This is a genomic window from Mariluticola halotolerans (genome assembly GCF_021611515.1).
GTDB classification, from domain to species: Bacteria; Pseudomonadota; Alphaproteobacteria; order Rhizobiales; family Devosiaceae; genus Mariluticola; species Mariluticola halotolerans.
On sequence record NZ_CP090960.1, the window covers coordinates 1,918,504 to 1,932,522 of the forward strand.

Sequence of the window (14,019 nt, forward strand, 5' to 3'; positions counted from 1 at the left end):
CTTTCCTGTTTATGTGCGCTTGTCAGCGTTCCTTGACGTAAGGCTGGCCCGAGGCTTTCGGGGCCACTGCCCGGCCAATAAACCCGGCCAGCAAGACAACCGTCAGTATATAGGGCAATGCCTGCACCGCCTGCACCGGCACCTCGCCGATCAGGGGCAGTTCCATGCCCTGCAACCGGATTTGAAGGGCGGACAGGAAACCGAACAACAGGCAGGTGAACAGCGCGGGCACCGGTTTCCACTTGGCAAAAATCAGGGCTGCCAGCGCAATGAACCCCCGCCCGGCCGTCATATTGTCGGTAAAGCTGGCGCCCTGCGCCGTGGACAGATAGGCCCCGGCCACACCGCATAGCAGACCGGTGATGATCAAGGCCTGATAGCGCAAAAAGGAGACCGACATACCCGCCGTATCGAGCGCGGTGGGGTTTTCGCCCACAGCGCGCAACCGCAGGCCGAAGCGGGTGCGGAACAGCACAAAGGCTGTCACCGGCACAGCAAGGAATGCCAGATAAACCAGAAGGTTGTGGCCTGAAATCAGCTGGGCATAGAGCGGCCCGATAACCGGCACATCCTGCAATTGGGTGGCAAAGGGCAAGTCAATCGGGCTGAAGCGCTGGTCGGATGACAGATTGGGCGTATTGCCGCCGCGCCTGAACCAGGCATCGCCCAAAACAATGGTGACCCCCAGCGCCAGAAAATTCAGCGCCACACCGGAAATCACCTGATTGCCGCGCATATTGATCGAGGCCAGTGCATGGATCATCGACATGCCGGTGGAGACCAGCATGGCCGCCAGAAGCCCCAGCCAGGGCGACCCGGTGACAGCGGCAGTGGCGGCAGCGGCAAAGGCTGCGCCCAGCATCTTGCCTTCAAGCCCGATATCGATAATGCCGGAACGTTCGGAATAAAGCCCGGCCAGACAGGCCAGCAAAAGCGGCACGGCCATGCGGATGGAAGAATCGCCAAGCTGGAGGATTTCAAGATAGCTCATGGCTTGCCCTCCGCTTCGGTGATTTCGGGCTCAGGTTCAAGGCCGGGTTCCTCCGGCTCCTTTTGCCCGAAAATACGCACAAGGGCTGGGCGGAATATTTCAGACATCGCCCCGGTGAACAGAATGACCAGCGCCTGAATAACCACGATCAGATCGCTGCTGACCGAGGGCATTTCAAAGGCCAGTTCCTGACCGCCCTGATAAAGCCCGCCAAACAGGATCGCGGCCAGCAAAACCCCAACCGGATGCGCCCGGCCCATAAAGGCCACGGCAATGCCGACAAACCCCGCGCCGCCCACATAGGCGACAACCAGACGCTTTTGCACGCCGACGGCTTCATTGACCGCCACCAGCCCCGCCAGCGCACCGGAAATGGCCATGGTGATAATGATGATCGAGACAGCCGAAATACCGGCATAGCGGGCCGCTGCGGGGTTCTGCCCCAGCGTGCGCAGCTTGAAGCCAAACTTGGTATGCCAGATCAGCACATAGACAAAGATCAGCGCAAACACCGCCAGAATAACCGCGACATTGACCGGGGAATGCCCGAAAAAGGGCAGGAAATCCCGCAAAAGCGGCAGGCGGGCACCGGCGGCAATGGTTTCGGTTTCGGCATTGGCACCGGGACGGCTGATGACCTGGGAGAGCATGTAACTCATCAGCGCATTGGCGATGAAATTGAACATGATGGTGGTGATAACGATATGGCTGCCGCGCTTGGCCTGCAAATAGGCCGGGATCGCCGCCCAGAATGCGCCCAGCGCCGCCGCTGTGGCGGTGGAGGCGACCAAAACGACAACCCAGTGGGTATTATCAAGCGCCAACGCCACCATGATGGCGAGGCCCGCCACATAGGCCTGCCCCTCGACACCGATATTGAACAGACCGGCATGATAGGCCAGTGCCACCGCCAGTCCGGTGAACACAAAATTGGTGGCGAAATGCAGGGTATAGCCCCAGCCTTCGCCATAGCCGAAAGCGCCATAGACCAGAACCTGGATCGCCCGGAGCGGATTTTCGCCAATCGCTGCCACAACCAGCCCGCCGATGACAAAGGCCAGGGTGACATTGAGGGCGGGCATCAGAAAAACCGTGACCCAATTGGGGAGTGTGCGTGCTGCGCTCATTGTGCGGTCACCGGTTCTTTTACGCCTGCCATATAAAGTCCCAGCGTGCGTTCATCCGCCTCCGCTGCATCGACTTCGGCGATCAGCTCGCCATCGAACATCACCAGAATGCGGTCAGCGAGCGAACGGATTTCGTCCAGCTCGACGGAGACCAGCAGAATGGCCTTGCCCGCATCGCGCATGGCAATGATCTGATTGTGAATGAATTCAATGGCACCAATATCGACGCCGCGTGTCGGCTGGCCGACAATCAAAACGTCCAGTTCCCGGTCCATCTCGCGGGCCAGCACAATTTTTTGCTGATTGCCGCCGGAGAAATTGGCGGTCCGCAAACGCGGGTTTTTCGGGCGGATATCGAAGCGTTCGATGCGCTCCACCGCCTCGGCACGGGCCGCTGCGATATCCAGCATCGGGCCGCTGCCATAGCGGTCATCATCCTGATAGCCGAGGATGGAATTTTCCCATTCCTCGAAATTGGTCACAAGGCCGAGCCGGTGCCGGTCCTCGGGCACATGGGCAAGGCCCGCCCGGCGCAGGCGCGCCGCGCCATCGTCGCCATGAAACGAAACCGTATTGCCCGAGATCATCACATCGCCGGAAACCGGTTCGCGCATGCCGGCAATGGCTTCCATCAATTCGGATTGTCCATTGCCCGCAACCCCGGCAATGCCCACGATTTCCCCGGCCCGGACATTGAGATTGATGCCCTTGACCCGGACAACGCCGATATCGTCCTTGACGACAAGGTCCCGCACTTCCAGCCGGGTGCTGGCCGGGTTGGCCTTGCCTTTTTCGACCCGCAACAGCACCTGCCGCCCAACCATGAGTTCGGCCAGTTCGTCGGGGCTGGTGTCTTTGGTCTCAAGCGTTTTCACCATTTCGCCGCGGCGCATGACGGAGACGGAATCCGTGATCGCCATGATCTCGCGCAGCTTGTGGGTGATGAGAATGATGGTTTTGCCCTGCTCGCGCAGCTGCTCGAGAATACGGAACAAGTGATCCGCTTCCGAGGGCGTCAGCACGCCCGTTGGCTCGTCAAGCACCAGCACTTCAGCGCCGCGATAAAGGGCTTTGAGAATTTCAACGCGTTGCTGCTGGCCCACCGAGACATCTTCAACCAGCGCATCGGGGTCAACGGTCAGGCTGTAATCTTCAGCCAGGCGCTCCAGCTCACCGCGCGCATGATTGAGGCTGCGGTTGAGAAGGGCGGAATCTTCGGCGCCCAGAATGACGTTTTCGAGAATGGAAAAATTTTCAACCAGCATGAAATGCTGGTGCACCATGCCAATACCAAGGGCGAGCGCATGGCGGGAATCGGTGATGGTGACCTTCTCGCCATTGACGAAAATCTCACCGCTATCGGCTGTGTAAAACCCGTAAAGGATCGACATCAGGGTCGATTTGCCGGCCCCGTTTTCGCCGACAATGCCGTGCACCGTGCCGCGCTTGACCTTGAGATCAATATCCTTGTTGGCGTGAACCGGGCCAAAGCTTTTGTTGATGCCGCGCAGTTCGATTGCCAGATCGGAATCAGCGGCCCCTGCGGGCCGCTGATCTTTATTTTTAACGGATGCGTTCATCCCGCTATAAACCCCGGACCCTTAGGAGACCGGGCAGCTGTTGGTTTCGCGGTAATCATGCACCACGATTTCGCCGGAGCCGATCTTGGCGGTCAGCTCGTCGACCTTGGCCTGCATTTCGGCGGTGATCAGGTCCTTGTTGTCATCGTCGATGGCTGCGCTGACGCCGCCCTCGGCCAGACCCAGAATCTGCACACCTGATGTCCAGTTGCCGGCTTCTTCATCGGCAAAGGCATTGGCCACGGCCACGTCAACACGCTTGACCATGGAGGTCAGCATATTGCCGGGGAACAGGTAGTTCTGGTTGCTGTCGACACCAATGCCGAATTTACCGGCATCGCTGACCGCCTGAAGGGCACCTTCGCCCGCGCCGCCAGCTGCCGCATAAATCACGTCAGCGCCACGTTCCATCTGGGAAATGGCGACTTCGCTTGCGGTATTGCTGTCGTTAAAGGCAGCGAAATCAGTACCGATGAAGTTTTGCAGCACAGTGATGTCCGGATTAACGGCCTTCGCACCCTGAACATAACCGCAACCGAAAGCCTGCAGCAGCGGGAAATCAAAAGCGGTGACAAAACCGACCGTGCCGGTTTCAGACTTCATGGCCGCCAATGCGCCCACGAGGAAGGAGCCTTCCTGCTCCTTGAACAGGATGGAGCGCACATTGGGCAGATCCACGACAGCATCGATAATGGCGAAATGCGTGTCGGGGAATTCAGCGGCAACAACCTGTACCGGTGCTTCCCAGGTGAAACCGGGCACAACGATCGGGGTGGCGCCACGGCTGGCGAAACGGCGCAGGGCCTGTTCGCGCTGGCTGTCTTCGGAGATTTCAAGATCCGAATAATCATTGCCGCTTTCGGCCTTGTACATTTCCGCGCCGTTATAGGCCATTTCGTTGAACGACTTGTCGTTCTTGCCAGCCGCATCATAGATCAGTGCCGGCTCGGCGAGAGCGGTGCCGACAAGCAGCGCGCTGAGCGCGACGCCACCGGCGAGAATTCCGGCGCGGGCTGCGAGCTGTTTGGTAAGGGTTCTGGATGACATTATTTGTTTACTCCCTGAATTCGCATCGAGGTGGCAACGAAAAGTTACCGGGGACATACCCCAAGCGCGATAAGCCTGAATTGAAACGTGCAAATGGTTCACAAGCAAGAGGAAAAACGTCAGTTTTTGAACGTTTGGTCAAAAAACGGCATTAAAGCGCGATTATGTTGCCGCCCGCCGCCCTGGCGTCCTCTTCGTCATGGGTCACCAGAAGCGCTGGCAGGTTGCGGCGGCGCACTTCGGCAAATACCAGCTCCCGCACCGAACCGCGTAATTGTGCATCCAGCTTGGAAAAGGGCTCATCGAGCAACAGCGCATGCGGTTCGGCGGCGATTACCCGGACAAGCGCCACGCGTGCCTGCTGACCGCCGGAGAGCGTTGCGGGGTCCCGCTTGCCGCAATCCTCCAGATTGACCGCCTTTAGCAGCGCATTGGCCCGCGCCGCTCGTGCCGCGCCGGTGCCCCCCGGTGGCAGGGCATAGATAATGTTATCCAGCACCGAGAAATGCGGGAACAGAAGCGGGTCCTGAAACAGCACCCCCACCCGGCGCCGCTCGGGGGGCAATTGCGTGATGTTGGTTCCATCCAGCGCAATCGTGCCCGAGCAGGCAAAAACCCTGGGCAAAAAGCCCGAGATCGCATTGATCAGGGTGGATTTGCCCGATCCCGACGGCCCCATCAATGTCAGCACCTCGCCGGGGCGGATATGGGCGCTGATTGCCATCAGTTCGGTGTCACCCTTGCTGATTTTCACCGTATCGAGTTTGAGACCCTGATCGGGCGGGGTAATATTCATCGGACAAATCCCGGTTGCAGGGCGCGCCGGTTGCGCCACAGGATTGTGGGGATCAGCGCGGTCAGGGCAAAAACAACAAAGGGCAGCAAGGCCTGCACCAGCGCATAAACGCCGATCAGCCGGCGATTGCCCCCACTGGCCAGCGCCACCGCTTCGGTGGTGATGGTCGGCTGCCGCCCCGCCCCGATCAGAAGGGTGGGCAGATATTGGGCGATGGAAATGGCAAAGCCAAGCGCAAAAGCTGTGAGGATCGGGCGCAGCAGAACCGGCAGGCGAATGGTCAGCAGCACCCGGTTTTCGCTTTTGCCCAGGAGCCGGGCCACTGCCAGATACCGCGTATCGAACGCGTTCCAGGGATCGGCGAGCAGCAAATAGACATAGGGCAGGACAAATACCAGATGCGCGGCAGTGACCGCCCAGATCGTGCCGTCCCAACCGCAGATCAGCCACCAGATCGACAGGCCGAACAAAAAGGCGATCTGGGGCACCAGCAGCGGCAGATAAAGGGTCAGCCGGGCCCAGCGCGACAACTGCAACTGGTTGCGGTATTCGTTTTCAAGACAGGCCAGCACCAGGGCCACGGCGCTGAGGGACGCCAGCATGGCGATGGCAATGGCGCGGCCCGCGACATCGACGATCTGGTGGGCCTCGCGCATCCAGGTGCCAAAATCGAGTTTTTGCGGCAAGGCATCGGGAAAACGCCAGAGGCCCGATATCGACCAGAGCGCCATCAGGGCCAGCCCGGCCAGCACCATAAGCGCCGCCCCCACAACGCCCGCCCCGGCGAACAGGCGCACGGGCAGATCATGGCAGAACCGGTGACCGCCAAGCGCCAGCACTTTGCCCAAGCGGGCGAGCAGATGTTCCCCGAGCCACCAAACCCCCAGTGCCGCCAGCGTCACCCCAAGCTGGATCAGGGCTGCAGCAGCGGCCGTCATGCGCATGGCCAGGTCGGGATCGTTCATCCAGCGCAGGATGCGCACCGACAGCGTGGGCGGCGTGCCCGGCCCCAGAATAAGGGCGACATCAACAACAGAAGTCGCAAAGGCGACAACCGCATAAACCGGCAGCCTGATCTGGGCATAAACACCGGGGAATACCGATGTCAGCCAGGCCCAGACCTGACCACGCCCCAAAACCCGCGCCACGCGGGCATAGCGCTCGTCGGTTTGCGGCAGGGCGGCGATCAAAACCAGAAACAGAAACGGGATTTCCTTGACCACCAGCCCGAACAACAAGGCGATCCCGGCGGGATCATTGACCACCAGCCAGTCGGGCGGGCGGGAAAATCCGGTCAGCTCCGGGGAGAGAAGACGCAGCATGAAACCGGATGGCGCAATGAGAAAGGCGAGGCCAAAGGCTGCCGCTGCATGGGGCATGGCAATCACCGGCTTCATCAGGGTCAGCGCCCAGGTAAAGAACCGTGTGCCGGAAAAGGCGGCGGTGAACAGGGCCACCAGCGCCAGCGAGATCAGGGCTGTGACCGGGCCGATCCAGAAACTCAGCCAGACCGAGGTCAGAAAGCCGGGGCTCAGCCAGGCGCTAGCAAAGGCATCGACCGAGATGCCGTGCGCCCCGAACAGGGGCGCATAACCGAAGGCGGGCCCGATAATGAAGATCAGCCCGGCGAGAACCGGGCCGATCAGAATACCGATCGCCAGAAAGGGCGCGAGCCGCAGCACTACAGGACGCTAGCCGCCGGTGCTGTAACGCCGGGCCCATTCGGCCTCCAGCATTTCAGCCCAGCTGGAATCCGGCTCGTTGATCGTTGAACCCAGTTCGGCGGCACCAAGGGTTGCAGGCCCTTTTTGCAGATTATCGAACAAGGCCTTGCCTGTCGCATCAAGCTTGTCATAGGCGAGCACGGTTGGGTCCCCCCATACCGTTTCATCCGCCTTTTTCGCCTGCGCTTCCGGCGAGAGCATGAAATTGGCGGCAACCATGGCCCCGGCCTTGGCATTGGCGTTGAACGGAATGGCGAGGAAATGCGCATTGCCCATACTGCCATAATCGAGCACGAAAGAGCGCACGGTCTCGGGCAGAATGCCCTGGCGGATCGCCGAGGAGGCCCCGCCGGGATTAAAGGTCATGGCGATGCTGATTTCGCTATCGGCCAAGAGGGTTTGCAACTGGGTGATGTCGGCGGCAAATACCCGGCCTGAGCGCCACATGTCGGGATGGGCCTTGTCGAGCCAGGCCCAGAGCGGGGCCGTCTGTGCCTCGAATTTTGCGGGATCAACCGGCTGGCGCATCACTTCGGGGTCTTCCAAAAGACCAAAGGCCAATTGCTTGATAAAGGTCGTGCCGATAAAATTGGGGGGCGCGGCATAGGTGAAGCGGCCCGGATTTTCCGCGATCCAGTCCGCCAGCGCTGCAAGGCTGGTGGGCGGATTATCGATTTCCGCGCTGTCATAATAAAACGACAGCTGGGCGGTCCCCCAGGGGCTTTCGAGCCCCTCCACCGGCACGGTAAAATCATAGGACAGCACCGCTTTGCCCTCAATATCGGCGAAGGCATAATTGGGCAATTGATCGGCCCAGGCATTGGGCAGCAACAGGCCCTGCTGTTTCATCGAGGCGAAATTCTCGCCATTGATCCAGATGAGATCAACCGCGCCGCCTTCCATGCGCCCGGTTGCCTTTTCCGCCAGCACCCGGCTGACCGCATCGGCGGTATCGGCCAGTTTGACGTGATTGAGGGTGACGCCATAGCGGCTTTGCAGCTCGGCGCCGGCCCAGGCGATATAACCATTGATATCCTCAGCACCGCCCCAGGCATTGAAATAAACCGTCTGCCCTTTTGCCTCTGCCAAAACGGCCGGCCAGTCGGCAGGATCAGGATCGGCGGCATGGCCGACCATTGGCAATGCACAAAGGCCAGCAGCCAGGACGCTCAGGGAGAGACGGGAGATCATATCGCGGTCATCCTCATTGTTTTGTCGCCCTTCCATGCCCTTCGGCATGCATCGCCGTCAATTCAACTGAGATCAAGCTATGGTGATTTGCCAGCATACAATGTGTGCTTGACGGAGACTATGCCTGGATCACGGCCTGCGGTCACGGGCAAAGGCCGCCCGCAATCAATCAGCCTTATCATCTCTCCCGATCGTCCCCCTCCCCCAGGATCGTCACCCTCGGGCTTGACCCGAGGGCCCATGACCAAGCACCAGCAAATACAAAAGGGCGGTTCATGCAACAACGTGTGTCCCCCATACCCACCTTTGGTCGCTGCACCATCGCATGGGTACTCGGGTCAAGCCCGAGTATGACGATTGGGGGATATATGGCGATGGTCCGTATTATGACGGTCCGGGCACCGGACCACCCCAAAGACATTGCACAATTTCCGCACCACCCCATCGTCATCCCCGCGCAGGCGGGGATCCAGCAGCGGGCAGTCCTGCCCGCAGGAATTGCCTTTTGCACCGCCGACGCGGTGCACTGGATTCCCGTTTTCACGGGAATGACGCCGTGAGTGTGGCAAACACTGACCCCCTCACCCCCCACAAAACTTATCGACGCCCCTCAAACCTCCATTATCATTCCCCCACCTTTTCACATCACCGGCGCCGGCGCGACGAACGTCCGGGGTGGAAGGGAACCGGGTTCCTTGGGGGTCGCCTCAGGGAAGGCCAAAACTGTGCCGCGACCAGCCTGCCCCCGTTGGCAGGTGTACCGGGGAAACCCGGCGGGGATGGGCCCCAGCGCTAGTAAGAGTACAGGCCACGCCAAAAATCCCGGTTGCATGAGACGGTGTATGTCTCATTTGTTTTAACTCTCAGACGGGCCATGCACCGTCTCATGCCGCCTGTTTATGGACACCGTCGGGTCTTTCGGCCTGACGGGGGTTTTGGGGTGGGTGGAATTTGAGGGGAATCTTTCACCCCCCCCCCCACATCGTCACCCTCGGGCCTGACCCGAGGGCCCATGACCAACCATCAGCAAATACCAAAGGACCGACCAAACAAAATCACTCCCCCACGCCCACCTGATGGGCTGCACCATCGCATGGATACTCGGGTCAAGCCCGAGTATGACGATCGGAGATAGGACCACGAATGGCCCCTCCCCCTTCCTTCTCCCTCGGGCTTGACCCGAGGGTCCATACGACACCAACCACACCGCATGGATGCCCGGATCAAGTCCGGGCAAAAAGGAAGGTGGGTGTTAGCGGCAAACCCTTCGTCCTCAGCCGTCATTGCGAGCGGCGTAGCCGCGCGGCAATCCAGAGCGATGGGCAAAAAACCTAATCTTCGTGCAGGGGCGTTACACTGGTGCCCATGGCGTCGCCGAAGCGCTCAAAGAAATGATCGATTATCTTTTGCGCACTGGCGCCGACAATGGCCCGGCCCAACCGCATGATCTGCCCCGATGCGCCGCCATCGGCGGTGAAGGCCAGAAGGGTGCCATCGGCATGGTCGTCAAGGGTAATATTGGCGGTGCCATGGGCAAGCCCCAAAAGCCCGCCGCGCCCCTTGCCGGCAAGGGTGTATTTCACCGCCGGCTCGATATCGGAGAGTACCAGATCGCCCTTGAAAGTGGGTTTGACCACGCCGAGATTAACGGTAATGATCGCTTCGAGTTCGGTATCGGATGTCCATGAGATTTTACTGCAACCGGGAATGGCGGCGCGCAGGGTTTCAGCATCGTTCAGCGCGGCCCAAACGGCCAGACGCGGTGCCGTCAGCAAGTATCGTCCACCAAATTCCACTTTGTCGCTCACAACCTGCGTCTTTTTAGCACCAATAGCACGAAAATAGTCGTCATCGGGACGAGTTACAATTGTCAGCGGCCTCAAGAGTCGGAATCAATGGGGCCAACATTCTATTACGGAGGATCTTCGGGCATGGCGAATGAACTTATGGACAAGCCCCTGCAATATCTTGATCGGGCGGTTTCCTCGATCAGGGATATGGGCCTTTGGCCAGAGGTAACCGAAGAACAGCCCATTACCGGCCTGTTGCAGGAGATCACAGGCCTTGATGAGACCCGCGTGGTTTTGATCGGCCGGACGCTCAGTCAGGCTTCCGTTTTCAACGAGGTGGTGCGCGAGCAGATTGCGGCGATGAATATCGGTGCACGCTACGAAGACATCACCAAGGGTTTCGATTCGATTCGCGATGATGCCAAGGGCCTGGTCGACCAGCTGGACGATGGCAAGCTCGACCTTTTGGAGCGCGCGTCCAATGTCTGGATGAAAGTCAGCCGCGGCGACATTGCCGACCGCTTTGACAAAATCCGCAGCACCTATCTGGAAGTGACGCGCGACACCAAGGACCAGGTGGATCGCGAGCACAAAATTCTCGAGGCCTATCGCGATTTCCGGGGGGCGTTGAAGCAGTCCGAAGTCATGGCGCTCGAAGTCTTGCAGATCGCGACGGCCAAATTGCAGGAACGCAAGGATGCCCTGGAGGCCGCCTCGAGCGCTGTCTCCGGCTTTGCCGGCGGCACCCCGGCAGACCGGGCGCGGCTGGAAATGGCGCGCGACGAGCGTTTGCGTGAAATGCAGAACGAGGAACGCCGCTACCAGATCACCAAGGATCTCTCCGACAACCTGACGATTTCCTACAATACTTCGGAAGTCATCATGGCCCGCCTGATGCAGACGACCAATGCCAAGGAGCGGGTCTATCAGCAATCGATTTCGTTCTTTTCGACCAATGAAACCGTGCTGACCGCATTGTCGGCCTCATTCACCGGCATGTTCGGCCTGCACGAATCAACGGAAACGCTGAACGCGATGAAAGAGGGCATGTCGAAATCGCTCGAAACGCTTGCCGAGATTGGCGACAAGGTGGGCGAGGCTGCCGTGAAGGCTGGCTACGGTCCGACCATCCGGGCTGACGCGGTCAAGAAGCTGGTCGATTCCGTGGTGAATTTCCAGGAAAAGTCCCAAACGATCATCACCGAGATGCGCAAGCTCTCCACTGAAAATTCAGCCGAAATCCGCGATGCGGTGGAAGATGGCAAGCGCCGGCTGGCGCGGCTGGCAACGGAGGGCAATGCTCTTCTGCTCGAGGATGGAAACAATCAGGTTTAGGCGCGGGGGCACGGCAGGCGTCTGGTGATGAATACGACACCGGCTAAAGACAATACGCTGCCTCTTGACGAGGTGATGCTGGCGATGGACGTGGTGGATACGCTGCGGCATCGTCAGGATCTGGCGGTACGTGAGCTTGATGCGGTTTCCAAAGAGAAACAGCTTATCGACAAGCTGCGCGACATCTATCAGCAACAAGGCATTGCCGTTCCCGACCACATCCTCAAAGAGGGCGTGGCGGCGCTGGCGGAAAGCCGCTTTGTCTACACCCCGCCCAAGCCCGGCCTCAAACGCACGCTGGCGCATGCCTATGTTACACGTGGGCGCTGGGGCCGGATGGTTGGCAGCATATTGCTGGCAATTGCGGTTTTGTTTGCCGGCTACCAGTTTGCCTATCTGCCGCTGAAACAGGCAAGTGTGGAAACCGCCCGGCTGGAACTCGCCGAGACCCTGCCCGCGCAAATGGATGCGCTCTACCAGTCCATTTTCGAGGAAACCAAGGTGCAGTCCGCTGTCGGGCGCGCCGAGGAAATGCGTGATCGGGGCAAGATCGCCGCCAGCGAGGGTGACCGTTCCGGGGCAGAGGCGGCCATTGCCGCGCTCACCGATTTGCGCGACACGATCCGGGCCGATTACACATTGCAGATCGTCAATCGCGAAAACCAGCAATCCGGGTTCTGGACCTTCCCCGAGATCAATACCGAGGCGACGAATTACTATATCGTGGTCGAGGCCGTCGACCGGGAGGGCAACCCGCTTGAGCTGCCCATTCTCAATGAAGAGACCGGGGAGACGGATGTGGTGTCCACCTGGGGCGTGCGCGTGCCTGAGGGCATTTATGATTCCGTGGCCAGTGACAAACGGGACGACGGCATTATTCAACGCAATATCGTTGGCCGCAAACCCTATGGCTATATTGAGGTCGATTATGTCGTTCCGGTTCTTGGCGGCGCGGTGACACGGTGGTGATATGTCGATAAGCGGACCCCAGGCCCTGAAATCGCTCGATGACGCCATCAGGGATATCCGGAGCGAAGAAGACGATATTTCCCGGCGGCTGGCGCGGGGCGCGGAGCGGATCGCCAAACTGCGCGAAACCGAGGCGGAACTGTTTCGCCAGCTTGCCGAAATTCGCATGACGCCGGATGTGCGCGCCGCATTGTCCGGCCGCTTGATCCAGGCCGAAGAACGCGCCCACGAGATGATCGCGGCACATGCAAATGCATTGGCCGATGCCGATGCGGCTTTGAAAAAATTCGATACCCAGGTTGCCGACAAGGTGCGGGCGCGGCGCAAGGTCCTCGACGAGATCGATGCCGCCCAGGAAGAATTGCGCGCTTTGTCGGACCGGATCGGCAAGGCGATTGCCAAGGATCCGACCTATGAAGCCAAACGGGTTGAGGCCGATGAGCTGGACCGGATCGCCAGCCAGAGCATGGCCAAGACCGAGCTGGCCGAGGCAGACCGCGAGCAAAAGGGCCGCCCCTATCGCGAGGACCCCTTGTTCATGTATCTGTGGGAGGCCGGTTATGGTACCCGCAATTACCGCGCCAACAATCTGGTGCGCTGGCTGGATTCCATTGTTGCGCGCATGGTGCGCTATCACGAAGCACGGCCGAATTTTGCCATGCTCAACGAAATTCCCCTGCGTCTGCGCGAGCATGCGGAACGTCAGATGGCCTATGCGCAGGCTGCCGAGGAAGAGGTGGATGCGCTGGAGCTGGCAGCGGTTGATGCGGCGGGTGGCAAACCGGTGCGGGATGCGCTGGCGGCGGCGCAAAAGCGGCTCGAAAAGCTCGACGCCGAGATTTCGGAAATCGAGGATGCGCGCGATGAGCAGGCCCGGGCTTTCCGGCATCTGGCCGAGGGCCGTGACCCTGCCTTTGAAGAGGCCACGCGGGCTTTGACGCAAAGTCTGGCGCATCAGGAAATCCGGACCCTTCTGGCTGATGCACGCCTGACCCGCACCAGCCAGGATGATGCACTCATTGCCAAAATCGACGATACGCGCGCCCGCATCGCCGAAGAAGAAGCCCAATCCGCCGATCACAACGCCCGGCTAAAGGTATTTGCCGAACGGCGCCGGGAGATCGAGGACATTCAGTGGGAGATCAAAAAATCCCATTTCGATGATCCCCGCTCGGTATTTCGCGAGGACGATCTTACCGGTGATCTGTTGGGAGAATTTTTGCGCGGCGCGCTCAGCGCCAGTGTGTACTGGGAACAATGGCAGAAAAGCCAAAGCTGGCGTCCCGGCACAAGCGACTGGGGTGGCGGCATCGGCCTGCCCCGCTCCGGGCGCACGCGGCGCCGGGACAGCGGGTTTTCCTGGCCAACAGGCGGCTCGTCATCGGGGGGCGGTTTTTCCCGCCCGCGCACCGGCTCTCGCGGCAGCCGCAAATCGGGCGGCTTCAAGACCGGCGGCGGGTTCTAGACCT

At 60.0% G+C, this 14,019-nt stretch carries 12 protein-coding genes; 4 read left to right on the forward strand and 8 right to left on the reverse strand.

The window, feature by feature from the left end; all coding sequences use genetic code 11:
- Positions 1-22: 22 nt before the first annotated feature.
- The 7 genes from L1P08_RS09185 to L1P08_RS09215 all read right to left on the reverse strand — a co-directional run bounded on the left by L1P08_RS09185 (position 23) and on the right by L1P08_RS09215 (position 8,453).
- Positions 23-991: an ABC transporter permease gene (locus L1P08_RS09185; protein ID WP_303616726.1), complete on the reverse strand. Its 969-nt coding sequence runs from the start codon at positions 989-991 to the stop codon at positions 23-25.
- Entirely contained in the window at positions 988-2,118 is a 1,131-nt protein-coding gene (locus tag L1P08_RS09190; protein ID WP_303616727.1) for an ABC transporter permease, read from the reverse strand. The genes L1P08_RS09185 and L1P08_RS09190 overlap by 4 nt, the downstream gene beginning before the upstream one ends.
- The gene (locus L1P08_RS09195; RefSeq protein WP_303616728.1) at positions 2,115-3,698 is read right to left on the reverse strand and encodes an ABC transporter ATP-binding protein; all 1,584 of its coding nucleotides are present in this window, start codon (positions 3,696-3,698) and stop codon (positions 2,115-2,117) included. The genes L1P08_RS09190 and L1P08_RS09195 overlap by 4 nt, the downstream gene beginning before the upstream one ends.
- 21 nt (positions 3,699-3,719) lie before the next feature.
- On the reverse strand, positions 3,720-4,745 hold the full coding sequence (locus L1P08_RS09200) for a BMP family lipoprotein (RefSeq protein WP_303616729.1): 1,026 nt from the start codon (positions 4,743-4,745) through the stop codon (positions 3,720-3,722).
- A 151-nt stretch (positions 4,746-4,896) separates the two neighbouring features.
- Complete coding sequence (locus tag L1P08_RS09205) at positions 4,897-5,541, reverse strand: ATP-binding cassette domain-containing protein (protein ID WP_303616730.1); 645 nt, start codon at positions 5,539-5,541, stop codon at positions 4,897-4,899.
- The gene (locus L1P08_RS09210) at positions 5,538-7,223 is read right to left on the reverse strand and encodes an ABC transporter permease (RefSeq protein ID WP_303616731.1); all 1,686 of its coding nucleotides are present in this window, start codon (positions 7,221-7,223) and stop codon (positions 5,538-5,540) included. Before L1P08_RS09210 ends, L1P08_RS09205 begins: the two co-directional genes overlap by 4 nt.
- Positions 7,224-7,232: 9 nt before the next feature.
- Complete coding sequence (locus tag L1P08_RS09215; protein ID WP_438268456.1) at positions 7,233-8,453, reverse strand: ABC transporter substrate-binding protein; 1,221 nt, start codon at positions 8,451-8,453, stop codon at positions 7,233-7,235.
- A 371-nt stretch (positions 8,454-8,824) separates the two neighbouring features.
- Between L1P08_RS09215 and L1P08_RS09220 the strand changes: the two genes are divergently transcribed.
- Positions 8,825-9,016 (forward strand): hypothetical protein, encoded by a 192-nt coding sequence (locus L1P08_RS09220; protein WP_303616733.1) that lies wholly within the window; start codon positions 8,825-8,827, stop codon positions 9,014-9,016.
- A 771-nt stretch (positions 9,017-9,787) separates the two neighbouring features.
- Here the strand turns inward: L1P08_RS09220 and L1P08_RS09225 are convergent.
- The gene (locus tag L1P08_RS09225; RefSeq protein ID WP_303616734.1) at positions 9,788-10,264 is read right to left on the reverse strand and encodes an SRPBCC family protein; all 477 of its coding nucleotides are present in this window, start codon (positions 10,262-10,264) and stop codon (positions 9,788-9,790) included.
- A gap of 123 nt (positions 10,265-10,387) precedes the next feature.
- Between L1P08_RS09225 and L1P08_RS09230 the strand changes: the two genes are divergently transcribed.
- The 3 genes from L1P08_RS09230 to L1P08_RS09240 are packed head-to-tail and all read left to right on the forward strand — an operon-like array spanning position 10,388 to position 14,015.
- Complete coding sequence (locus L1P08_RS09230) at positions 10,388-11,581, forward strand: cell surface protein (RefSeq protein WP_303616735.1); 1,194 nt, start codon at positions 10,388-10,390, stop codon at positions 11,579-11,581.
- A gap of 27 nt (positions 11,582-11,608) precedes the next feature.
- A complete protein-coding gene (locus L1P08_RS09235) occupies positions 11,609-12,550 on the forward strand; it encodes a DUF6384 family protein (RefSeq protein ID WP_303616736.1) in 942 nt (313 codons plus the stop codon).
- 1 nt (position 12,551) lies between these two features.
- Positions 12,552-14,015, forward strand: coding sequence for a coiled-coil domain-containing protein (locus tag L1P08_RS09240; RefSeq protein WP_303616737.1), 1,464 nt, complete (start codon positions 12,552-12,554; stop codon positions 14,013-14,015).
- Positions 14,016-14,019: the final 4 nt, after the last annotated feature.